Annotated in this window: 21 protein-coding genes; 5 read left to right on the top strand and 16 right to left on the bottom strand. The window is 69.6% G+C overall.

The genetic code is table 11. From position 1 onward, the window contains the following. Positions 1-106: 106 nt before the first annotated feature. The 12 genes from ACPXY0_RS01170 to ACPXY0_RS01115 form a co-directional block, all read right to left on the bottom strand. Complete coding sequence (locus tag ACPXY0_RS01170) at positions 107-1,498, bottom strand: pyridoxal-phosphate dependent enzyme (RefSeq protein WP_423927675.1); 1,392 nt, start codon at positions 1,496-1,498, stop codon at positions 107-109. Next, positions 1,488-3,899, bottom strand: a complete 2,412-nt coding sequence (locus ACPXY0_RS01165; RefSeq protein ID WP_423927673.1) for a DUF5916 domain-containing protein — start codon at positions 3,897-3,899, stop codon at positions 1,488-1,490. Before ACPXY0_RS01165 ends, ACPXY0_RS01170 begins: the two co-directional genes overlap by 11 nt. A gap of 55 nt (positions 3,900-3,954) precedes the next feature. After that, positions 3,955-4,890 (bottom strand): homocysteine S-methyltransferase, encoded by a 936-nt coding sequence (mmuM, locus tag ACPXY0_RS01160; RefSeq protein WP_423927671.1) that lies wholly within the window; start codon positions 4,888-4,890, stop codon positions 3,955-3,957. A gap of 42 nt (positions 4,891-4,932) precedes the next feature. Further along, complete coding sequence (locus ACPXY0_RS01155; protein WP_423927669.1) at positions 4,933-8,175, bottom strand: VPS10 domain-containing protein; 3,243 nt, start codon at positions 8,173-8,175, stop codon at positions 4,933-4,935. A 113-nt stretch (positions 8,176-8,288) separates the two neighbouring features. After that, positions 8,289-8,507, bottom strand: a complete 219-nt coding sequence (locus tag ACPXY0_RS01150; RefSeq protein ID WP_423927667.1) for a hypothetical protein — start codon at positions 8,505-8,507, stop codon at positions 8,289-8,291. 19 nt (positions 8,508-8,526) lie between these two features. Further along, positions 8,527-9,711 (bottom strand): acyl-CoA dehydrogenase family protein, encoded by a 1,185-nt coding sequence (locus tag ACPXY0_RS01145; RefSeq protein ID WP_423927665.1) that lies wholly within the window; start codon positions 9,709-9,711, stop codon positions 8,527-8,529. After that, positions 9,708-9,929, bottom strand: a complete 222-nt coding sequence (locus ACPXY0_RS01140) for a hypothetical protein (protein WP_423927663.1) — start codon at positions 9,927-9,929, stop codon at positions 9,708-9,710. Before ACPXY0_RS01140 ends, ACPXY0_RS01145 begins: the two co-directional genes overlap by 4 nt. 20 nt (positions 9,930-9,949) lie before the next feature. Next, complete coding sequence (locus tag ACPXY0_RS01135) at positions 9,950-10,294, bottom strand: hypothetical protein (RefSeq protein ID WP_423927661.1); 345 nt, start codon at positions 10,292-10,294, stop codon at positions 9,950-9,952. Then, the gene (locus tag ACPXY0_RS01130) at positions 10,291-11,340 is read right to left on the bottom strand and encodes an isocitrate/isopropylmalate dehydrogenase family protein (protein WP_423927659.1); all 1,050 of its coding nucleotides are present in this window, start codon (positions 11,338-11,340) and stop codon (positions 10,291-10,293) included. The genes ACPXY0_RS01135 and ACPXY0_RS01130 overlap by 4 nt, the downstream gene beginning before the upstream one ends. Before the next feature lie 47 nt (positions 11,341-11,387). Beyond that, complete coding sequence (locus tag ACPXY0_RS01125; protein WP_423927657.1) at positions 11,388-12,089, bottom strand: hypothetical protein; 702 nt, start codon at positions 12,087-12,089, stop codon at positions 11,388-11,390. A 1-nt stretch (position 12,090) separates the two neighbouring features. Next, positions 12,091-13,332 (bottom strand): LeuA family protein, encoded by a 1,242-nt coding sequence (locus tag ACPXY0_RS01120; RefSeq protein ID WP_423927655.1) that lies wholly within the window; start codon positions 13,330-13,332, stop codon positions 12,091-12,093. A gap of 46 nt (positions 13,333-13,378) precedes the next feature. After that, positions 13,379-14,368, bottom strand: coding sequence for a sugar phosphate nucleotidyltransferase (locus ACPXY0_RS01115; protein WP_423927653.1), 990 nt, complete (start codon positions 14,366-14,368; stop codon positions 13,379-13,381). 132 nt (positions 14,369-14,500) lie between these two features. Between ACPXY0_RS01115 and ACPXY0_RS01110 the strand changes: the two genes are divergently transcribed. Genes ACPXY0_RS01110 through ACPXY0_RS01090 form a run of 5 tightly spaced genes read left to right on the top strand, consistent with a single transcriptional unit; the run spans position 14,501 to position 18,976 of the window. Then, positions 14,501-14,956 (top strand): DUF1499 domain-containing protein, encoded by a 456-nt coding sequence (locus ACPXY0_RS01110; RefSeq protein ID WP_419942585.1) that lies wholly within the window; start codon positions 14,501-14,503, stop codon positions 14,954-14,956. Further along, entirely contained in the window at positions 14,953-15,861 is a 909-nt protein-coding gene (locus ACPXY0_RS01105; protein ID WP_423927651.1) for a hypothetical protein, read from the top strand. The genes ACPXY0_RS01110 and ACPXY0_RS01105 overlap by 4 nt, the downstream gene beginning before the upstream one ends. Then, positions 15,861-17,483, top strand: coding sequence for a DUF445 family protein (locus ACPXY0_RS01100; protein WP_419942587.1), 1,623 nt, complete (start codon positions 15,861-15,863; stop codon positions 17,481-17,483). The genes ACPXY0_RS01105 and ACPXY0_RS01100 overlap by 1 nt, the downstream gene beginning before the upstream one ends. A gap of 14 nt (positions 17,484-17,497) precedes the next feature. Next, complete coding sequence (locus ACPXY0_RS01095; protein WP_423927649.1) at positions 17,498-18,178, top strand: SCO family protein; 681 nt, start codon at positions 17,498-17,500, stop codon at positions 18,176-18,178. 9 nt (positions 18,179-18,187) lie between these two features. After that, positions 18,188-18,976 carry a cytochrome c oxidase assembly protein gene (locus ACPXY0_RS01090; RefSeq protein WP_423927647.1) on the top strand — a complete coding sequence of 263 codons (789 nt, stop codon included), beginning with the start codon at positions 18,188-18,190 and terminating at the stop codon, positions 18,974-18,976. A gap of 39 nt (positions 18,977-19,015) precedes the next feature. On the opposite strand, the gene cutA is transcribed toward ACPXY0_RS01090, so the two are convergent. The 4 genes from cutA to ACPXY0_RS01070 form a co-directional block, all read right to left on the bottom strand. Then, positions 19,016-19,336, bottom strand: coding sequence for a divalent-cation tolerance protein CutA (gene cutA / locus ACPXY0_RS01085; protein WP_423927645.1), 321 nt, complete (start codon positions 19,334-19,336; stop codon positions 19,016-19,018). Then, positions 19,333-21,204, bottom strand: a complete 1,872-nt coding sequence (locus ACPXY0_RS01080; RefSeq protein WP_423927643.1) for an AMP-dependent synthetase/ligase — start codon at positions 21,202-21,204, stop codon at positions 19,333-19,335. Before ACPXY0_RS01080 ends, cutA begins: the two co-directional genes overlap by 4 nt. Positions 21,205-21,217: 13 nt before the next feature. After that, positions 21,218-21,655 carry a tetratricopeptide repeat protein gene (locus ACPXY0_RS01075; protein WP_423927641.1) on the bottom strand — a complete coding sequence of 146 codons (438 nt, stop codon included), beginning with the start codon at positions 21,653-21,655 and terminating at the stop codon, positions 21,218-21,220. A gap of 132 nt (positions 21,656-21,787) precedes the next feature. Beyond that, positions 21,788-22,489 (bottom strand): hypothetical protein, encoded by a 702-nt coding sequence (locus ACPXY0_RS01070; RefSeq protein ID WP_423927639.1) that lies wholly within the window; start codon positions 22,487-22,489, stop codon positions 21,788-21,790. Positions 22,490-22,517 lie beyond the last annotated feature (28 nt).

The raw sequence follows: 22,517 nt of genomic DNA, 5'->3' as shown, positions 1-22,517 counted from the left end.
GCTGGAGATTCGCTCAAGGAGAGCCGACTCGATGGGGCCGAAGGCGTTCCCGCGGGAACGTCTGGGCGGGCGAGCTCCGCGCGCTCGACAAGGGCTCGCCGGTCGCTCACCGATCATTCCCCGCGCCCAGAGCCGAGATGAGGTCGGAGCGGGCGAGGATGCCGAGCGTGCCGTCTTCTTCCCGCACCAGCACGGCGGGCTGCTCTCCGCGCAGCCGGTTGGCGAACTCCTGCACGGGGCGCGAAGCCTCCACCACCGGGAATGGCGGGCCCATGAGGTCGCGCACGAGATGCGCCCGCGCGTCCGGGTCTCCCATGAGGAAGCGGAGGATGTCCCGCTCGGTGAGGCTGCCCACGACCTCCTCCCCCTCCATCACCGGCACCTGGGAGATCGCGTGTTCCCGCATCACGCCGATCGCGGCGTCCAGCGTCATGTCGGCGGGCGCCGAGACGAGCGCCTTCTCCGTCGAGCGGCGCGCGGCGAGCGCCCCCGCGGTGAGGATCTCGTCCTCCTCGAGGAAGCCGTGCTCCTGCATCCAGACGTCGTTGTAGACTTTCCCCAGTGCACGGTAGCCGCCGTCCGGCATGATGACGACGAGCACATCCTCCTCGCCGATCCCGCTCCGGTTCACCTCCATCCACTGGAGCGCGCCGGCCATCGCCATGCCGCACGAGCCGCCGAGGAACATCCCCTCCTCGCGTGAGAGACGGCGGGTCATGAGCATCGACTCCCGGTCCGTGACGCGCACGTAGTCGTCCACGATGTCGAAGTTCATGTTGCCCGCGAGGATGTCCTCCCCCACCCCCTCGGTGACGTAGGGATAGATCTCGTCCTCGTCGAACTCTCCCGTGTGGAAATACTTCCAGTAGACGGATCCGTACGGGTCGACGCCGATGACCCGGATGTCCGGGTTCCGTTCCTTGAGATAGGCCGCCGAGCCCGAGATCGTGCCTCCCGTCCCGGAGCCCACGAAGAGGTGCGTGATCCTCCCCTCCGTCCCCTCCCACAGTTCCGGGCCCGTTGTGCGGATGTGGGCCAGCGTGTTGTTGGGGTTGTCGTACTGGTTCATGTAGAAGGAGTTGGGGGTCTCTCTCGCGAGTCGGCGCGAGACCTGATAGTAGGAGCGGGGGTCGTCGGCGGCGACCGCGGTCGGGCAGACGATGACCTCCGCCCCCAGGGCCCGCAGGATGGCGATCTTCTCGGGGCTCTGCTTGTCCGTGGTCGCGAAGATGCACTTGTAGCCGCGCGCGATGGCGGCGAGCGCGAGGCCGACGCCGGTGTTGCCGCTCGTGCCCTCGATGATCGTGCCGCCGGGGGCGATCGCGCCCCGCTCCTCGGCGTCCTCGAGCATCGAGATCCCGATCCTGTCCTTGACGGAACCGCCGGGGTTGAAGTACTCGAGCTTCGCGAGAACCGTGCCCGGCAGGTGCGCCGCCAGCCGGTTCACCCGGACCAGGGGCGTCCCGCCGATCGTGCCCAGGATGTTTTCATGCCACATGGGGATTCGCTTCTCTTGCGCCAGGGAATCGTCGCCTCGGGGCTCGCGAGACGTGATACGGGCCAAGATGCATTCTGTGCCGATTCTCCGGCAAACCCCCGTATCCAGGACCCGTCTGCCGGGCTACCCGGTCAGGTTGAACAGCCTGCTGTACTTGACCACGAGTTGGCGCTGCTTCGGCCCCGCCATGATTCCCGTGCGATCGAGCGAGCCGGTGTGACTCGTGTCGTTCCACACGATATACAACCCGGTGCCGGCCGTCGAGCCACCCAAACCGGACGTTGCTCCCGATGTCCTTCGTATCGCCGTTGTACTGGACGTTGGTCTGCAGATACAGGCGCGGCGTGAACGAGTATGACGCGTTGAACTGCACGACGGCGGTCGTGAAGCTGCCCTGGTCGAGGCGTACGTCAAAGTAGTTCGCGCGGACGTTCGCGGTGAGCTTGTCGCGATAGCGGTACGTGAGTGTCGCGTTGGGGCCGAAGCGGGTCGCGTTGTAGAACCCGCCGAGTTCCCATCCGACCGACATCGAGAGTGGGGCGCCTCGATTCGTGTTCGCCCTGAATTCCCAGTCGATGTTGTTGTAGGTACCGGCCGGGATGACGATGTCCTCCCGGATCTCGAACGGCTCCTCGAGTCCCTCGCCCGTGAGGTTGAAGCCGGGGAGCTGGAGGAACGCGCCGTTCTCGAAGGCGAAGTGGTTGTCGAAGTGAACGAGATACGACTCGTTGAAGCCGCCCAGCGTCCAGAACGCGTTCCCGGAGATGTGGGGTCGGAATTCGCGGAACCAGGGCACGCTCTCCGTGCGGAGATGGCGCAGAAAGCGAAAGTTCAGGTGGCGGTAGTCGCGCCGGTTGACGAAGCCGACCTCCGGGTTGAAGGCGTCGCCGACCTGCCGGTATCCGGTCGTGACCTGCCAATCGCGCGTGACGTACCGCATGCCACCGGCGAAGCCGTACTCGCCGTCGTTGAACCCCGACCCCGGTGCTTCCTCCCCGGCGGGGGCCGGCGTGGTGGTGATGCTCGCCCAGCCGTCGAACGTCAGCGCGTCCCCGATGCCGAGCCGGCCGTCGATGCCGTAGGTGAGATTGTGGTCATCCGCATCGGTGGTGTTGAGGCGCGACACGAAGATGGCTCCGAGCTGTGACCTGTTCCCCAACTCCCGGTAGGCTCGCAGCACGCCGAAGTTGTTGGCCGGTGCGATCTGCGCGCGGAGGCCGGTCTCGTCGTCGATGTCGTAGGCCTCGCCGGTCTGGATGTTGAGCAGACCGATCTGGAAATCACCGACTTTGCCCGTCAGCCGGGCACCCGCCGGGATCGGCACCTCCCGCCCGCCCGAGAGGCCGATGCGACGGCTGAAGAAGAGCTCGGCCGAACGGCCCGCGCCGACGGTGAAGGTACCCGCATTCTCCAGGAAGAAGGCGCGCTTCTCGGGGAAAAAGAGGCTGAACCGCGTGAGGTTCACCTGCTGGTCATCCACCTCCGCCTGCGCGAAATCGGTGTTCACGGTGAGATCGAGCGTCAGGCTCTGATTGATGCCGATCTTGGCGTCACCCCCGATCTGACGGCTGAAGTCCACCTCCGGCGACCCGACTCGGTAGTCCTTGAAGCCGCCCACGAGCGCGTACGGGCTGACCGTAACCGTCCGCCTGGAGGGGGCCTCCAGCGCGAGGGTTCCGGCCAGAGAGATCCGGTACACATCGAACTGCCTGGGCAGGCGGGCCCACGTCGACTGCTCGCTGTTGCGCCGGATCTTCCGCTCGAAATTCAGGCCCCAGTCCTGCGCTCCCCCGGCGCCATAGCGGAGCGTCGAGAAGGGGATCCGCATCTCGGCGTACCAGCCACGATCGTCCCTGGTCGTGGCGACGTCCCACGAGCCGTCCCAGTTGAGGTTGAAACCGCCCGCCGAACCGCGCTGCTGGCGGCCACCGTACGCACCGCCGCCCACACCCTCGCCGATGACCTGGCCGTCGTACTCGATGCCTGCCGGCGTCGTGCCGAAGACGAAGCTGTTTTGCCGGTCGAGGTAGGTGTCGAGCACGACGACAAAGGCGTCCGAATCGTTGAGCGAGGCATCGCGCAACGTCTGGCCCGTGACGATGCCCGACGGGTCTTCATCGAAGAGCCAGGCGCCGATGTACAGGGCTGCGTCGTCATAGCCGACTCGGACTTCCGTCGGCTGCGACACCGGCTGGCCCTCCGAGGGCTCGCGCTGAGTGAAGCCCGCGAGGGGCTCGATGCCCGACCAGGCATCGTCGTCGAGTCGACCGTCGATGACGGGAGGCGCCGTGATCTCCGACGCATGCGCCCTGGGTGACTGCTGGGCGTGGAGCAGGGCAGGCAGAGGCAGGGCAGGCACGGCAAGCATGGTACTGACGGCGATGCCACGAAGTGTGGGCATGCAGCCCCTCATCTCTTTAGCTCCCTGGAGTGACGGCCCGGCGGGCGGGAAAGGGTCAAGATAGAGCCCCGCTACGGATGGCGGCGATCGCGGCCGGTCCGACGCGGCAGCAGCCGCCGACGCCGTCGGCTCCCTCGCTGCGCCACTCCATGGCGCTCCGGGCCCAGTCCAGGGGGGTCGCCGGGCCGGTCCACCGCTTCGCCTCGGCGTCCCACGCTTCCCCGGAGTTGGGGTAGACGAGGATCGGCTTCGAGGTCGACCGGCGCGCCGCCGCTATGAGGGAGGAAGCGAAGCCCGGATCGACGCAGTTCACGCCCACGGCGACGACGTGCGGTTCCTCGTCGCACAGGGAGACGGCGGTCTCGAGCGGGGTCCCGTCCGCGAGGTGCGCGCCGTCGCGACACTGGAAGCTGATCCAGGTCGGCCGGTGGGCGACGGCCGCGAGCCGGCAGTAGGCCTGCGTCTCCTCCAGCGAGGGGGTGGTCTCGCAGGCCATGAGATCGGCCTCCGTCTCGGCGAGGACCTCCCAGCGCGGGGCGTGGAAGTCGTAGAGTTCGGCCGCGGAGAGCCCGTAGTCGCCCCGGTACTCCGACCCGTCGGAGAGGAAGGCGCCGTAGGGACCGATGCTGGCGGCGACGAGCGGCCGGAGACGACCGGCCGGCATCGACAGGTCGGCCCAGAAATCGTCGCGAGCCGAGACGGCCACCTCGACCGCACTACGCAGCAGCCGGGCCGTCTCCCGCGCGTCGAGGCCGCGGGCCGCGAAGCCCTCGAAAGTCGCCTGGTAGGTGGCGGTGGCGATGCAGTCGGCCCCGGCCTCCAGGAAGCGGCGGTGGGCGGTACGGACCGCCTCGCGATCGTTGAGGAGCGCCCGCGCGGACCACAGGGGGTCGTTCAGGTCACAGCCCAGCGCCTCGAGTTCCGTCGCCAGACCCCCATCGAGGACGAGGAATCCCTGGCGCTCGAGGGAGGCCCGGATGGGGTCGGTCACCCGAATCGACCTCCCGCGGCCCGCGGTCTGCCGTGAACGGTGCTATTCCGTGGTGATGACGCGCCCCACCTTCTGCTGGAGCATCTGGTTGAACTCGGCCAACTCGTCCGTGAGCACCTCCTGCAGCCGGAGTTCCACCTCGTCGACCTGATCGCTCAGGATCTCCGCCACCTCGGCGTGCTGGTCGGTGGGCGGGAAGTCCGCGCTCCCCACCGCGCCCTGGAGGTAGGACAGACGACCGCTGACCATCGCCGGCCAGCGCACCCCGTCGGGTCCCGTGTTCTTCACCTGCACGAGTTCGCTCTCCACCTCGATGAGGAGCGCGTCGAGCGCGTCGCCCGCCTCCAGCACGTCCTCGGCGTCTCCCGCCTCCTCGAGCACCGGGCGCAGGTCCTGGATCTGGCGCCGCAACAGTTCGATCTGGTTGACGACATCGGCGAGCCGGTTCCGGTCCGCGACGATCTCGTCGAGCAGCGCCTTCTGGGCCAGGATGTCCGCCATGGACCCCTCGGCGTTGGGATCCCTGAGGACGGCGAGCTCCTGCGTCCCCACATCCTCCCCGTCCACCACGAGGGTGACGGCATACGTGCCCGGCGGCTGCCTGGGCCCGCCGCCGCCGCCGAAGAAGCCGCCGCCGCTCTGCCGCGAGACCTCGGGCATGGGCATCCACTCCGCGAACTGCGGCTTCGTCCGGTAGAGGATCGGATTCGCGTCCGGCCCCCGGAAGTTCCACCACACGCGGTTGAAGCCGTCGTGATTCGTGCCGTCGAGGGTGGCGAGCGTCTCGCCGCCGGCGTTCTCGACCCGGACCTGGACTTCGCTGTCCCCGCCGCCCGCGAGCCAGTAGTTGATCGACGCCCCGTTGGGCGGGTTCTCGCCCACGGACCAGTCCTCGAACATCACCATCGGCTCCGAGATGTCGTTGAAGCGGTACGCGTCGCGGGGTTCGAACAGGTGCGCGTCGGAGGCCGCGATCTCCGGCGTGAGCTGCTGGACCGGGCCCAGGTCGTCGAGGATCCAGTAGCCGCGGCCGTAGGTCCCGGCCACGAAGTCGTTGAAGTGTTCCTGGATGATGAGCCCGTAGTACGGCGTCGGCGGGAGGTTGGGCATGAACAGCTGCCAGCTCTCCCCGTCGTCGTAGCTGATGTAGACGTTGGTCTCCGTCCCGAGGTAGAGGAGTCCCGGCCGCACCGGGTCCTCGAGCAGATAGCGCGTGTAGTCAACCGGATAGTTGTCGGCCCCGTCCGTGATCCGGGTCCACGTCTCCCCGAAATCGTCCGTCTTGTAGGCGCGCGCCTCGAAGTCGCCGACCTGGTGGTGCTCGATCGTGATGTACGCCTTCGCCACGTCGTAGCGGGAGGCGTCGATGCTCCGCACCACCCCATCCGGCGGGAGGTTCGGAATATTCGCGGTGACGTCGGTCCAGCTCGCCCCGTCGTCGCGCGTCACCTGGACGAGGCCGTCGTTCGTGCCGGCCCACAGTACGCCCTGCTGCAGGGGTGACTCGTCGAAGGCGTAGATCACGCAGCAGAATTCGACGCCGATGTTGTCGGGTGTGAGGCCGCCGGAGATCGTCATCCGCGACCGGTCGTTCGTCGACAGGTCGGGGCTGATCACCTCCCAGCTCTGGCCCCGGTTCCGCGTGCGGTGCACATGCTGGCTCGTGACGTAGATCGTCTCGTTGTCGTGCGGCGAGATGAGGAGCGGGAAGGTCCACTGGAAGCGGTAGCGCACGTCGCCCGCCGGATACCCGCCCGTGGACTCGGGCCACACCTCGACGTCGCGGAACTGGCCGCGCGCCCTGTCGTGCCGCACGACGATGCCGCCGCGCGCGCCCGCTCCGGAGGCGCTCGACCAGACGATGTTGGGGTCTGTCGGATCGGGGGTGGCGAACCCGCTCTCGCCCCCGCCCACGGTCGTCCAGTCGCCGCGCGGGATGAGGCCGCGCGCCCAGAATCCCGTGTAGCGCGTGTTCGACGGCCCGTGGAAGGAGGGCCCGTCCTGCCGGTTCCCCATCACGTTGTAGGGAATCTCGTTGTCCACCGTGACGTGGTACATCTGCGCGACCGGCAGCTGCATGCGGGACCACGACTTCATCCGGTTCTCCGTAATGCCTACGCCGCTGTCGCCGCCGATGAAGACGCGGTCCGCGTTGGTGGGGTCGACCCAGATGTCGTGCAGGTCCCAGCCCGGGGCGGCCGGGTCGCCGCCCGGAGGACCGCCGCCCAGGAAGTTGTAGCTGGTGTACGTCTCGCCGCCGTTCCGGCTCACGCTGAAGCTCGAGGAGAGGAAGTAGATCTCGTCCCGGTCGTCGGAGGAGACGCCACAGCGGGTGTAGTAGGCCTGCCGGGAGGCGAGGTTGTGGCTGTAGTTCACGAGCCGCCATGTGCGGCCGCCGTCATCGGTGCTCCACAGCTCGCCGGTGTCGGCCTCGTAGCCCTCCATGGGCACGCCGTCGCTCGTCTCGATGAGGGCGTAGACGCGGTCGGAATCGGAGGCCGACATGCACACGGCGATCTTCCCGAGAGTGCCGGTGGGCAGCCCGTTCCCCTCGAGTTCCGTCCACGTGTCACCGCCGTCCATCGTCAGATGGAGCCCGCTCCCCGGCCCTCCGCTGTCGCGCTTCCACGTCTTGAGATCGATGTCCCACATGGTCGCGAAGATCTTCCGGGGGTTCGCCGGATCCATGACCATTTCGTAGGCGCCCGTCCCGCGGTCCACGAACAGGACCTTCTCCCACGAGGCGCCGCCGTCCATCGTCCGATACACCCCGCGCTCGTCGGACTCCGCGTAGGCGTGGCCGAGCGCCGCGACGTACACGATGTCGGCGTCCCGGGGGTGGATGAGGATCCGCCCCACGCGGCCGGTGCCCTCGAGCCCCATGTGGCTCCAGCTCTCGCCGCCGTCGGTCGACTTCCACACCCCGTTCCCGATCGAGACGTTCGAGCGGATCGAGGTCTCCCCGGTCCCGGCCCAGACGATCGCGTGGTCGCTCGGGGCCACGGCGAGGGCGCCGATCGCGTGCACCGGCTGGTCGTCGAACACGGGCCGCCAGTGGAGGCCGGCGTCGTCGGTCTTCCAGATCCCCCCGGTCGCCGCGCCGGCGAAGTACGTGTTGCGGTCTCCGGGGACGCCGGCCACGGAGGAGACGCGGTTGCCCACGGGCCCGATGTGGCGGGCGCGCAGCCCCTCGTACTGCTCGGGCGTGAGTTGCTGGGCCGCCAGCGGCGTGGCGGCCGCGAGGGCGAGGGCGAGACTGGCGGAGAAACGGCGAACGTGGGTCATGGTCTTGGCCTCATGGAGCGAATCGTTGTCTGCCGGGAGCACCGGGAGAAACGTGCTGCGAAGAAGCGAGACAGGCCAGAGCCCGGGAGTGGACGGCCTCTGCACGACCAGGGTTACGAGGAGCCCTCGGCGATGGGCAGTTCGACGCTCGACGGATGGGCGGCGGAGCGGTAGACCCGCACCGTGGGCGGGTCCTCCGAGACCTCCTCGGCGTTGTCCCGGTCCGCCCCCATCACCGTCAGCCGGAGGCGGTGTCCGGCGGCCTCGGCCCCGGGCTCGGGGGTGCACGCCACGAGGAGGGCGGGCACGAAGATGGCTGTGATGCATTTCATGGCTCTCGTCCTGCGTTCGTCAGTTGTAGGCGGGGAGCCCGGTCGCGTCGTGTCCCAGGATGAGGGAGTGGATGTCGTGCGTGCCCTCGTAGGTGTAGACGGACTCGAGGTTCGCCATGTGCCGCATCGAAGCGTACTCGGCGAGGATCCCGTTCGCGCCCAGCAGGCGCCGCGCCTCGCGGGCGCACTCGCACGCCATGTCGACGTTGTTGCGCTTCGCGAGCGAGACGTGCTGCGGCCGCATCGTGCCCTCGTCCTTCATGCGGCCGAGACGGAGGACGAGAAGCTGGGCCTTGGTGATCTCGGTCAGCATGTCGGCGATCCGCACCTGCTGGATCTGGGTCTGGGCGATCGGGGTCCCGTCGAACTGCACGCGGTTCTTCGCGTACTCGACCGACTCCCGGTAGCACGCCATCGCCGCGCCCACGGCCCCCCACGAGATCCCGTAGCGCGCCTGCGTGAGGCACTTGAGCGGGCTCTTGAGCCCCCCGCTCCCGGAGAGAAGGTTCGCCCGCGGCACCCTCACGTCCTGGAGCACGAGTTCGGAGGTGTCCGAGGCGAGGAGGGAGAGCTTCCCCTTCTGGTCACGGGCGGAGAACCCGTCCCGCTCGGTCTCGACGAGGAAGCCGCGGATGGAGCCCACATCGTCGAGGTCTCCGGTCTTGGCCCAGATCACGGCCACATCGGCCATCGACCCGTTCGTGATCCACATCTTGGCGCCGTTGAGCACCCACTCGTCGCCGTCCTCGACCGCCCGGGTGATCATGCCCGCGGGGTTCGAGCCGAAGTCGGGTTCCGTGAGGCCGAAGCAGCCGACGGCGTCACCGCTGGCCAGCCGCGGGAGCCACTCGCGTTTCTGATCCTCCGACCCGAACGCGAAGATGGGATACATCACGAGCGCACCCTGGACGGAGCAGAACGAGCGGATGCCCGAGTCCCCCCGCTCGAGTTCCTGCATGATGAGGCCGTAGGCCACGTTGTTGAGGCCGGCGCACCCGTATTCCTCGGGCAGGTTCGCCCCCAGGAAGCCGAGTTCCCCCATCTGGGGGATGAGTTCGCGCGGGAAGGTGCGCTCGATGTAGTGGTGGCCGATGATCGGCATGACCTCCCGGTCCACCCACTCCCGGACGAGGTCCCGGATGGCGATCTCCTCCTCGTCGAGGAGCGCGTCGAGATTGAAGTAGTCCACTCCCTCGAAGGTCATTCTCGAAGTTCTCCCGGGTCGGAGCAGCCCGCGGCCGCCGCGCGGTTGGCGTCGGATGGTCGGGGGCGGAAGCAGTGAACGCCGAGCGCAATGCCGCCGACGCTGAGCGCGACCCCGCCGGCCACCCCCGGCCAGCCGAACAGGTGCGCGTTGACGACGAGGACGACGCCGACCATGACGGCGAGCGCCGCGGCCGGCAGCCCCGCGAGCGCGCGCATCCCCGGCGGCCGCGGACCGTCTAGCGGCCGCGACGCCATCGTCCGTAACCCTTGACGACCTCGCGGCCGATGCGGAAGCCGAGATAGTACGCGGCCGACAGCGGCAGCAGCCAGGCGAAGCGGGGCAGGTAGTCGAACTGCGGGAAGCGCCCCATCCAGATCACCACCCAGACGGCGAACGGGAACGTGATGAGGGCGGCGATGAAGTGCCGCCAGCGGCGCATGCGGCGCTCCATGAGCGGGCGACACGCCTCGCACCACTGATCCTCATCGAGCTGGTCCTTCGGGCACACCTGGCCGCAGGCGTCGCAGGCCCCCCCCTTGAAGTGCAACTCCTCGACCGATTGGCGTCGCGACCCGATCATGCGGTGTCCCCCTCCAGCCGTTCGATGACCGCATCCCCGAACTCGGCGGTGCCGGCCGTTCCGCCGAAGTCCGGCGTGCGCGCGACCCCTTCGTCGAGCGTGCGGCGGAGCGCGGCCCGGATGCGGGCGGCCGTCGACGCCTCGTCCAGATGGTCGAGCATGAGGCAGCTCGCGAGCAGAAGCGATGTCGGGTTGGCGATCCCCCGCCCCGCGATGTCGGGCGCCGAGCCGTGCACCGCCTCGAAGATCGCCGCCCGCTCGCCGAGGTTCGCGCCCGGCGCGAACCCGAGTCCTCCGATGAGCCCGGCCGCCAGATCCGAGAGGATGTCCCCGAACATGTTCCCGGTCACGATCACGTCGAACCGGTAGGGGTCCAGCACGAGCTGCATGGCGGTGGCGTCCACGATCCGGTCATCGAACTCCACCCTCCCCTCGTACTCCGCGGCCACTTTGCGGCCGACTTCGAGAAAGAGACCCTGTGTGTACTTGAGGATATTCGCCTTGTGGACGAGGGTCACGAGACGACGCCCATGCGCGAGGGCGTACTCGAACGCGAAGCGGACGATGCGACGCGATCCGTAGCGCGTGATGAGCATGACCGACTCGGCGACCGCGCGGGGGTCGTTCTCCATGCCGATGAAGTGCTCGATCCCGGCGTACAGGCCCTCCGTGTTCTCGCGCACGATGACGAGGTCCACGCCCGGATAGCGGGCCGACGGGAGGAGCGTGACCGCCGGGCGGACGTTCGCGAACAGGTCGAAGTGCTTGCGGAGGGCGACGTTCACCGAGCGGAAGCCCGAGCCGATGGGGGTCGTGAGCGGCCCCTTGAGCGCGACGGCGGTGGTCTCGATCGAGTCGAGGGTCGCCTGCGGGAGCGGCTCGCCGACGGTCTCCATGGCCGTCACGCCGCCGACGCATTCGTGCCAGCGGATGGGCGCGCCCGCGGCCTCGAGGATGTCGAGGACCGTGCGCGAGATCTCCGGACCGATCCCGTCGCCCGGTAGCAGCGTCACGTCGTGGGTCACGTCATGCATCTCGTCATGCATCTCGTTGCGTGTCTCGCTGCGTGTCTCGGTGTGCAGCGGAGGCACGGTCAGGAAGGCGCCAGCTGATCGGCCACGCGCAGCGCCAGCGTCGTGAGCGCGGCCGGGGAGGCGGCGTCCGCGGCTCTTCCCTCGATCGTGCCGTGCCACAGCACCGCGCTGCGCCGCACGTCGATCACCGCGAGGAGCAGCACCGCCCGACCTGCGTCCGGCGCGCGGTCCGCCCGCCGGTACCAGACGGAGAGGGGCAGGACCACGAGACGGGCGTCGAACAGGGACGCCACCTGACGGAGTTGCGTGTGTAGCGGCTCGTAGAGTTGTCGCCGCCGCCCGGGGTCGCGCAGCAGCCCGTGATACGCGAGCCGACGCGGATCGACGCCGATCGTGGGATTGCGCGCCAGCCGGGCCTCGACCGCCGGCCCCAGCGCCCAGCCGCGCGCGCCCGCTTCCTCGCCGAAGGCGAAGGCGAGTTCGGCGTTCAGGAGGTCGATCGCTCGGCGTCCGCTCCCGGTGTCCCCGACCCAGCCCCCTTCGGCGGGGGGCACGGCCGACTGCACGGGGAACACTACGACGGGGACCCCGTTGGGAAGCGTGGGTACGCGCTCGAAGCTCGCATCCTGCGCCGCCAGGCCGGTGTTCAGAGGCACGGGCAGCAGCAGGAGGACGCCCGCGGCGGCTCTCCGCGCCGCCGCCGCCGTCGGGGCCCGCGCCCGCATCTCGCCCGGCATCTCGCGCATCGCTCCGTCGGACACTTCAGGTCCGCTCGGCCTGAACGCGCGCGATCTCCGACTCGATCTCGCCGCGGGACAGCGTGTGATTGCACTTCTTGGCGAGCCGGAAGACAGCCGTACACAGGGCCTCGTCGTCCGCGTCGTATCCGTGATGGCTCAGCCAGTGACGCACGTTGCTGAGTCCCGAGACCGGCGAGACCTCGATGATCTGGCTCCTCCCCACGAGCGAGGCCGGGACGCCGCTGTAGACGCAGTCCTCCAGCCAGCGGTCGCCCTTCTGCATGGCCTTGATGATCGCGGCCGCGTGAACCCCGGTCCCCGTGCGAAACGCGTCGTCCCCGATCACGGGATAGTTGTACGGGATGTCGATCCCGCACATCTCCGCCGTGACGCGGCAGTAGTCCGCCAGTCGGTCGATGGGGTGGTCGTGCGTCCCGAGAAGGTGGAGGTTCACGAGCAGCAGGTCCATCTCGACGTTGCCGATCCGCTCGCCGATGCCGAGCGCCGTGGCGTGCACCCGGTCCACGCCCTCCTCGATGGCCGCCAGGGCGTTCGCGAGCCCCAGACCGCGGTCTCGGTGACCGTGCCAGTCGATCTTCACGGGCTCCCCGGTGCCGGCCGCAAAGTCCTTCGCGAAGCGGACGAGCCGGCGTACGCCGTGCGGCGTTGCGTGGCCGACGGTGTCCGCGAGGCAGATCCGCCGCGCCCCCGCCTCGACCGCGGCGGAGAAGAGCCGGGTGAGTGTGCGCGGCCGCGATCTCGTGGTGTCCTCGGTCACGTACATCACATCGAGACCCTCGCTGACGGCGAACTCGATCGCGCCGCGGGTGGCGTCGAGGATGCGCTCGACATCCCAGTCCTCGGCGTACTGCCGGATCGGAGAACTCCCGATGAAGGTGGCGACCTCGAGCTTGAGGCCGCTCTCCTCCTGGATCCGCGCCACGGGTTCGATGTCGGCGCGGACGGTGCGGGCCGCCAGGGTGACGTCGATCGGGAGTCCGGTGTCGGCGATCTCGCGCGCCAGCGCGAGGCACGCCTCGTACGCCCTCGGCCCGGCACCGGGAAGTCCAATGTCCGCGGAGTGGATCCCCAACTCCACCATGAGGTGGAGGAGTTCGATCTTCTTCTCTATCGGCGGGTCCGTGACGGACGGGTTCTGCAGGCCGTCGCGGAGCGTCTCGTCGTTGAGTTCGACCGTCGTCGCGGCGTAGTCGTGGCTCGGGGGAAGCCGGTTCCAGTCGTAGATCAGATCGTCGTGGTTCAATCCCGAAGCCTCCCGCCCCGGACGGCCACGGCGCCGCAACCTCGCATCAGCGGCCCCCCTCGATGACGGCGTCGTCTCCCACGTTGACCCTCCCGCGCACGCCCCGCAGGACCACGCGATCCCCGACGAGGGAATCCCGGAGATCGCAGTCCTCGATGACGCTGCCCTCCCCGATGATCGCGTCGCGGAGGCGCGAACCCCGCACGCGGCTCCCGGCCGCGATGCTCACGTTGGGTCCGAGGCTGGACGCCTCGACCGTGGCGTCGGGTGCGATCGCCGTGGCGCCCTCGATCGAGACCGAGTCCGGAAGCTCCGGCCGGTCTCCGTGGCCGCGCTCGAGCATGACCCGATTCGTCTCCAGCAGCGTCTCCGGCTTCCCGCAATCGAACCATCCGTCCACTTCCGCCGTAAAGAGACGGGCGCCGCGGTCGATCATGTATTGGAACGCGTCCGTGAGAAAATATTCACCCAGATTCGGATCCTGATTCAGCACATGTCGAACGCCTTCGAACATCAGTTCATGGTCCCGGACGTAGTACAGGCCGATGTTGGCCAGCTTCGAGACGGGCTCCTCCGGCTTCTCAATGATCTGCTTCATATACCCGGCCTCATCGGTGAGGATGACGCCGTACCGCTGATAGTCCTCGACCTCCCGGGCCCAGATGATGCCGGAGGCGTCGGCCTGTCGGTGCAGCACGCTGAAGTCCGCGTCGAAGAGCGTATCGACGAACACGATGAGAACCGGACCCGTCACATGCGGTTCGGCGAGGGCGATCGCGTCGGCCGTCCCCCGCTGCGCGACCTGCTCCACGTAGGTGACCGGGAGCCCGGGGAATTCCTCGGTCATCCAAGCCTGAATCCGAGGCGCGAGGTGTCCGGTAATGAAGATGAAATCGTCGGCGCCTTCGGCGCGAAGCTGCTCGATAACGTAGGAGAGCACGGGCCGATTCGCCACGCGCAACAAGGGTTTGGGACGGGAATGAGTGTGGGGACGGACCCTTGTACCCTTCCCCGCCAGAGGTATTATGGCCTGCATGACGAACCGTCGGTTTCTCCTTGGGGTCGCTCCGCGGACGGGGGTCGAGTGGACTCGTCGACCGGGCCGCACCGAGCGGCAAGCTATCCGGCCGCCGAAGACGCGGGCAACCGGGCAAGACGGAGATTCCGCATGACGGAGGGATGGGCCGAGTCGCCCGGAGCCGGCGAGGTCAGCGGCACCTCGGCGGACACGCGGCGTCCGGACGGACCCGAGCCGCGGCTCTACCAGGCGCCGTTCGCGTGCGTCTGGGATGAACTGCTGAGGTACGTGCGGCGACGTCCGTCGTGGAAGCTCGCGCTCAGCGATGAAGACCTCGGCCTGATCAGCGTGATGTGCGTGAACCCGGTCCTCCGGTTCGTCGACGACCTCACGGTCTGGGTCGCGCTGGATGCAAACGGCCTCACCCGCGTGGATGCGTTGTCGCGGGCCCGGCGGAGGGACTTCGACCTCGGGGCCAACCGGCGTCGGATCCGGCGCATGCTGCTGTGGCTCGACCGGGCCCTCGGGCCGGCGGCCCGATTGTCGGAGTCCGCCGGAACCTCCGAACCCGGCCCCCCATCGGAGGCACTCCCGGGGGCATCGTGATCCGGCGGCTTCCGTTCCCCGCGGCGTGCGCGGTCGCGATCCTGTGCGCGTGCGCGCGCCCCTCCCCCGATGGGACGGCGGAGAGCAGCGACGAAACAGGCGGTGAACTGCTCGCGGCGCCGGTGGACGCACGTTATCTGACGCACCTGCTCTTCGCCGACGGCGACGGGAACGCGTTCTTCGGCTCGTTCGACCAGACGGCGCGGGGGCCGCATCTGTCGCGCGACTACGAGGTCCAGGTCAGCGATGGCGGCCCCTGGCGGTCGCTCCTGCTGGCCCGGGACACGCTGGCGGTGGCCCGCGCGGGCTGGCGTCTGCTCCCCGCGCCCGGGATGTCCGTGCGCGTCGGGGACGCCGGCCAGGTCGTGAGCCTCCACTTCACCGGACCGCCCGACCGGGCCGACGAAGGCGCGGAGGCCATGCGGCTCGTGGCGGGCGAACAGGTGTCGGTCTGGACGGGGCCGACCGGGCAGCGGGAGTCCCTCGGAATCGGCGTCCTCCAGACGGGGCCGGAGGCGTTGCCCGGCATGCTCTTCTTTCGGCGGGCCGCCCGGGCGCTGCGGATTCCCGCGCCGGCCGAGGGGGGAGAGACCCTTCTCTTCGCCGACTCGCTCGGGAACGGATTCCTCATCCACGCCGGGGCGCTCGGGCAGCCCGCCGTGGCCTACACCTGGCTGCACGGAATCGAGGCCACCTGGGGCGAGGTGATGCTCGCGCCGCCCGACCCCGCATCCGCCTCGGCGCGGCGCTTCGAGATCGCCGGTTCGGAGCTGTGGGGAACCTTTCGACCCCTCGCGACCGAGGTGCCGGGCGTCGCGTCCGCGGTCCGCCTGGAGGCGGTCCTCCGTATCGGGGGCGAGGAGTTCCACTTCACCGGGCTCTCGGCCACGCTGCCCACGCCCTGATGGACATCGACTGGCTGCGCGCCGTCGTCACCGTCGCCTTCGGAGCCCTTGCGGGCGGGATCACGAACCGGATCGCCGTCTGGATGCTGTTCCACCCCTACCGCCCACCGCGATTTTTCGGCCGGAAGGTCCGGTGGCTGCAGGGCGCCGTACCGAAGAACCAGAATCGGCTGGCCGAATCCGTGGGGAACGTCGTCGGCGGCACCCTCCTGACCCCGGACGACATCGCCTCCGAACTGCAGCAACTGGAGACCGCGTTTCAGGGGCGACTGCGAGAACTGGCCATCGAGCTGACCGAACGGGAGCAGCCGGCGCTGGCGGACCTGCTGCCCGAAGCGGCGCTCGTCGAGGTTCGGCGACTCCTGATGGGGCTCCTGTCGGAGGGGCGGGAGTTCCTCGCGGGCGCTCTCGACTCGCCCGAGTTGCGGGAAGAAGCGTCCCGACTCCTCGACACGGTCCGCGAATCGCTGAGCGAGGCGCCACTGTCGCGGACGCTCGACCCGGAGCGGCGCGCGGCCGTCCAGGAGGCGATCGAGGGCGGGCTCGTGCGGCTGGTCGAGTCCGCGGCCTTCGAGGCCACGGTGCGGCGTCACCTCGACGAGGCGGCGCGGCACATGCTGAGATCGGACCGGACGTTCGAGCAGCTCGTCCCCCCGGGGCTGGTGGCTGCGCTCGAACACGCCATCCGGGACTACCTCCCGGTCGCCATCGAGCGGCTGAGCCGGCTTCTCGACGATCCCGGGGCGCGCGAGCGGATCGAACGGCTGATCGGCGAGCTGCTCGCCCGCTTCATGCAGGATCTCCGGTTCCATCAGCGCGTCGTCGCCCGCCTCGTCGTCACCGAAGACACCGTGACGCGCGCGCTGAACACGCTCGAGGCGGAGGGGGCCGACCGCCTCGGAAAGGTGCTGCGCGAAGAGGAGGTGCAGACGGCCATCGCCCGCAACGTCAACGAAGGCGTGGTCGAGTTCCTGCGACACCCCCCGTCGGAGGTGTTCGGCGTCGCGGGCGACCCCCAGGTCGAGAGCGCGCTCGACTCGATCGCCGGGTGGCTCGTGGGGGCGGCCCGCGATCCCGGATCGCGAGCCTTCCTGATGGACCAGCTCGAGGAACTGCTCGAGCGCTTCGCCGAACGCAGCTGGGCGGACGTGCTGGGGGCCGTGCCGGCGGACCGGGTGGCGAGTGCGCTCGCGGCGGGGTTCCGTTCCGAGGCCGGGCGCGCGCTCTTCGACTCGATCGCCGAACCGGTCGCGGACCGCCTCCTCCGCACGCCGATCGGCCGTCTGGACCGCATCCTGCGCGAGGACGCGGCCGTGCGGCTCGCGGACACCATGGCCGCGCCCACGTGGGACTGGGTCGCCGGGCGCGTGCCCGAGGTGGCGGAGCGCATCCGGATCGCGGATCGGATCTCCAGCAAGATCGAGAACTTCCCGATCCAGCGGATCGAGCGGCTCGTACGCGATATCAGCCAGCGCGAGTTCGATCTGATCGTTCGGCTCGGCTATGGCCTCGGCGCGGTGATCGGGACCGGCCTCGTCGTCCTGGACACCTTCCCCGTCCTGGACTACATACGGGGGTTGCTGGACGGCATCGCCTCCTCCCTCGCCGCTCTCTTCGCGTAGGACGCGCTCGAACGATGACACGCTCCCGGACAGGTGCGACCCTCGTCTTCGCGGCGTTTGCCGGCGCCACCTTCGGCTGCGGGGCTCCCGACGCGGGCATCGACCGCGCGGAGGGCGCGGGCGGGCTGCGCGGCCTCGCCCTCGATCGCCCCTTCGAGGCGCCGGAGTTCGCGCTCCTCGATACCGAGGGACGCCGGTACGACTTCCGGAGCGAGGCCGCGGGGTCTCTCACGCTCCTCTTCTTCGGCTACACCTGGTGTCCGGATATTTGCCCGGTGCAGATGGCGGTGCTGAGCGCGGCGCTCGACGATCTGGCGTACGGAGACCGGCGCGCGATCGAGGTCGTCTTCGTCACCACCGACCCTGCGCGGGATACGCCTGGACGGCTGCGGGCGTGGCTCGACCGCTTCGACCGGTCCTTCGTCGGACTCCGCGGCGACATGGAAGCGGTGAACGAGGTCCAGGCCGCCTTCCACCTCCCGGCGGCGAGGATCGAGGGAGATCCGCCCGCGCCGGGGAGCGGCGAACCGTACGACGTGGGTCACGCCACGCCGGTCGTGGCCATCACGGGGGACGCCGTCGTACGGGCGCTGTATCCCGGCGGCGTGCGCCAGACGGACTGGAGGCACGATTTGCCCATCCTGCTGCGTCTCCACCGGACCGCCCCGCGTCCGGCGGACGAAGCGGGCGGCTGACCCCTCGCCATGCAATGGTGGTGCGCCGCCCAGGGGGGGATCCCCTGGAACTGGTCGTGGCGTCCCTACCCCGGCGTGTGGCTGTTCATCGCGCTCCTGCTGCTGGCCTACCGACGGTTCACCCGCGGCTCGCGGCCCACGCGGGCGGAACTCACGCGGTTCGGCGTCGGCGCTCTCTCGCTCTGGGTCGCGCTCGACTGGCCGGTGGGCGCGCTGGGCTCGGGCTATCTGGCGTCGGTGCACATGGTGCAGTTCCTCCTCATCGCCCTCCTCGCCCCGCCGCTCCTGATCGCGGGTCTTCCCCGGAGAGCGCTCCAACGCGCGGCCGGCAGCCGGCTGGCGGGCGTCGCCGGCGCTCTCTCGCGGCCGCTGATCGCGCTCCTCCTGTTCCACACGGTCGTCATCGCGACCCACTGGCCGGGCGTGGTGGACGGACTCATGGGTTCGCAGGCGGGATCACTCGTTCTCGACATGGCCTGGCTGGGCGGCGGCCTCGTCTTCTGGTGGCCCGTGGTGAGCCCGGTCCCGCATCGGCCGCGCTTCCCGCTCGGGGTCCGCATCTGCTATCTGATCGCGAGCACGGTGCTGATGACCCTCCCCTACGTCTTCCTCACGTTCGCGGAGCTTCCGTTCTACGCGACGTACGAACTGGCCCCCCCGGTCGGTATCCTCTCGGCGGGCGAGGACCAGCGGCTGGCGGGGCTGATCATGAGGATCGGGGGCGGCGCCATCCTGTGGACGGCGGCGGGCGTCCTCTTCTGGCTCTGGTACAGATCGGAGAACGAGGCGGCGCGCTGAGGGCGCGGCGCCGTCCCCCGCGGGCGGCGGGGAGCTAGCCTAGCGGTCCACCTCCCCGCGGACCCAGTCGAGGTAGGCTTCGGAGCCGGCGGCGACGGGGAGGAAGAGGATCTCGGGGACGTCGTAGGGGTGGAGGTCGCGAACCCGACTTCCGACGGCGTCGACGCGGGCGGCCGTCGTCTTGAGGATCCCGAGGGCCTCCGCGTCCTCCCGCAGTTCGTCGTCCCAGCGATAGACGGACGTCACGCCTTCGACGACGTTCAGGCAGGCGATGAGCCGTTCGGCGACGAGCGCCCGTCCGATCCGCACGAGTTGTTCGCGGTCGGGCCCGGTCATGAACCCGACCACGACCTCGCTCACGGGCCGTCCCGCTCTTTCTCCCGCCGGCTCATGGCGTCCTCGGCCCGCTCGTAGAGCGCGTCGATCGCGTCGGCGAAGCGGGTCTGGATGACGCGGCGCTTCACCTTGAGGGTCGGGGTCAACTCCCCGCCCTCGATCGTGAACGGACCGGGGACGACGAGCACCTCGCGCGGCTGTTCGTAGTGCGCGAACTCGCGGCAGCACTCCCGCACCGCCCGTCGGAGGAGGCTGCGGGTCTGCGGGTCCGTAGCCAGATCGGCGTCCGCCGCCTCCTCGACGCCGTGAAACCGCGGGCGGAGGACCGCGTACTCCGGCACGATGACGACGATCGGGAACTTGCGCTGGTCCCCCAGCATCACGGCCTCGGCGACCAGCGGGTGGCGCTTGATCTCGGATTCGATCGGCTGCGGCGCGATGTTCTTGCCGTAGGCCGTGATCAGCAGGTCCTTCTTGCGATCCGTGATCCTGACGTACCCGTGATCGTCGATCTCCCCGACATCTCCGGTGTGGAACCAGCCGTCTTCGTCGATCGCTTCGGCCGTCGCCTCGGGCCTGTTGAAGTAGCCCGCCATGATCTGCGGTCCGCGGGCGAGGATCTCCCCGTCCTCGGCGATGCGGATTTCCGTGCCCGGGATCGGTTTTCCGACGGTGCCGAGGCGGATGGCGTCGACCGGATTGAAGGTGAGGACGGGCGAGGTCTCGGTCAGCCCGTACCCCTCCACGACCCGGAGGCCGGCACCGAAGAAGAAGAGGCCCACCGCCGGCGGGAGCGGGGCGCCGCCGCTCGCGAAGTACCGAATCCTGCCGCCGGTCCGGGCGCGCAGCTTCGAGAATACGAGACGGTCCGCGACGGCGGCCTGGAGACCGAGGAGGGGTCCGGTCCGCCGCCCCTCCAGATCCGCGATGGCGCGCCGCTCCCCGACCCGCCGGGCCCAGCCGAAGATCTTCTCCTTCGCGCCCCCCGCCGTCCTCGCAGCCTCTTCGGCCCTCTCGAGCACCTTCTCGAACACCCGCGGCACGGCGGCCATGAAGGTGGGAGAGACCTCTCCGAGGTCGCGGGCCACGGTATTCGTCGACTCCGCGTACGCCACCGTCACGCCGGCATGCCACATGATGTAGTGCCCCACCGTGCGCTCGAACACGTGCGCGAGCGGCAACAGCCCGAGGGCCACGTCGCTCGAGTCGACGGGGAAGACGCGCAGGGCGAGATCGGCGTTGGAGTGGAAGTTGCCGTGCGTGAGCATCACCCCCTTCGGGTCGCCGGTCGTGCCCGAGGTGTAGATGAGCGTCGCGAGGTCCTCCGGGCGCGTCTCTCGCGCGTGGGATTCGTACGTCTCCGCGAGCGCCTCGGGCGCGGCCTCTCCCAGTCTCGACAACTCGTCGAGCTGCATCGTCTCGAGGGCGGACCCGGCGGGCGCCGTCACCGGTTCGAACGCGATCGCCAGCTCCAGCGCGGGCAGATCAGCTTCGATTTCCGCGATCTTGTCCAGCTGTTCCTGATCTTCGACGAAAACGGCGCGGGCGCCGGCGTCGGAGAGGATGTACTGGACCTGCTCGGCGGGGAGCACCGGATAGACGGGCACGGAGGGGAGACCCGCCATGGCGATGCCCCAGTCCGAAAGCGCCCACTCGAGCCGAGTCTGCGCGAGGATCGCGATGCGGTCGCCGCGCGCGAAGCCCTTCGCCCTCAGTCCCAGGGCGAGCGCCCGCGCGCGTCGCCCGATCTCGTCCGTGGAGATCGATGTCCAGGCGCCATCGGACCCTCGCGTGCGGGCCGCATCGGCCCGCGGGCGGGAAAGTCCGTTCAGAAAGAGTTCGGGGAGGGTGCCGGGGCGGTAGTCTTCGGGAAGGGGGGTCGAGACGTGCACGCGGCGGCGGCTCTCAGTTCGTCGCCGCCTCGGCCACCGGAGCGCCGAGTCGTTGCAGGGTCCGGCGGGCGTGATCGAGGTGTCTCGGCTCCTCCCGGTCCGCGCGGGCCAGGACGAGGAATTCCTCCAGGTGCCGCCTGGCCTCCCCTTCGGCTCCCTTCCTCAGAAGAAGGAATGCCAGCCCGTAATGGGCGGCGGGGCTGCGGGGACGCTCCTCCAGAGCGGCCGCGTAGGCCCGGACGGCTTCGTCCGCCAGTCCGATATGCGTGTAGACCACGGCCATCTGCTCCAGCGTGGCGGCGTGCTGCGGTTGGTGTTTCAGGAACAGGCGGAAAGAGATCAGCGCCTCGTGATAAAGCCCATGCCGGACGAGGTCGACGCCCTCCTCATAGTAATCCGGCTCCCCCACCCGACGCCCACCATTTCTGCTCCAGATCTTCCACCGCGTCATACCCACCCCCCCGAAGCGAGCCGGGGACATCCCCGTCCCCGAACCTGATTCGCTCGTACATCTGGACACTGGGGATTATACAGTCTTGTCAAGCTGGGGCAACGTCTATCGGCGTGAGCGACCGTCCGGCGTTCAACCCGGCGATGTCCAGCGGCGTTCGCCGACCCAGGCCGTCGGGTCCGCGGCCAGTTCCCTGAAGCCCGATTCCGACAGCGACTCGAGGTCCTCCGAAGTCGGCTCAGCCACGAAGAGACGCGCGCCCGGGCGAACGCAGCGCTCGATCTCGGTCAGGTGGAGCGCCAGCGGTCCGGTGAGCGCGACCCCGTGCAGCGCGCCCGACCTGACGGGCCAGCCGCCCGGCGCGGCGCCGAGCAACGGGTCCACGCCCGCTTCGAGGTCGGCGACGCCCGGTGCGGCCGGGTCGGCCGGGTCGGCCCGGGCATCCAGCCAGGCGACGACCTCGAGGCGGTCCCCCATGCGGGCGAGCCGGCCCGCGTGCCCGGCCAGACCCGGGCCCAGCAGGACGACCTGGCCGGCCCGGTCGGTCACGCCGAGCAGCGCGGCGATCCGCAGCGCGGTCTCCGAAGCGGGGCCGGGCGGGGGTGTGTCGGGGCGGGCCGGGTCGGCCGGCGCGGCCCCGGAAGCCCGTCGCGCGGCTCCTGAGAGATCGAACCGCATCGTTCCGCGACGGATCGGCACTTCGATCTCGCACAGGGGACACCCGAGCCGCCCTTCGATCACCCGTCGACGCTCGGCCCGGTCGACGAAGGCCACCAGGCCGGCCGAGGCCCGGCAGTCGGGACAGTCGAGGACTTCGGAGAGTTCGAGGAACACGGGATCGCCGCTCCGGCCGCCTGGGGTC

Origin of the sequence: Candidatus Palauibacter sp. (genome assembly GCF_965237495.1) — a bacterium.
GTDB lineage: Bacteria > Gemmatimonadota > Gemmatimonadetes > Palauibacterales > Palauibacteraceae > Palauibacter.
This window is presented reverse-complemented; position numbering and strand designations above follow the sequence as displayed.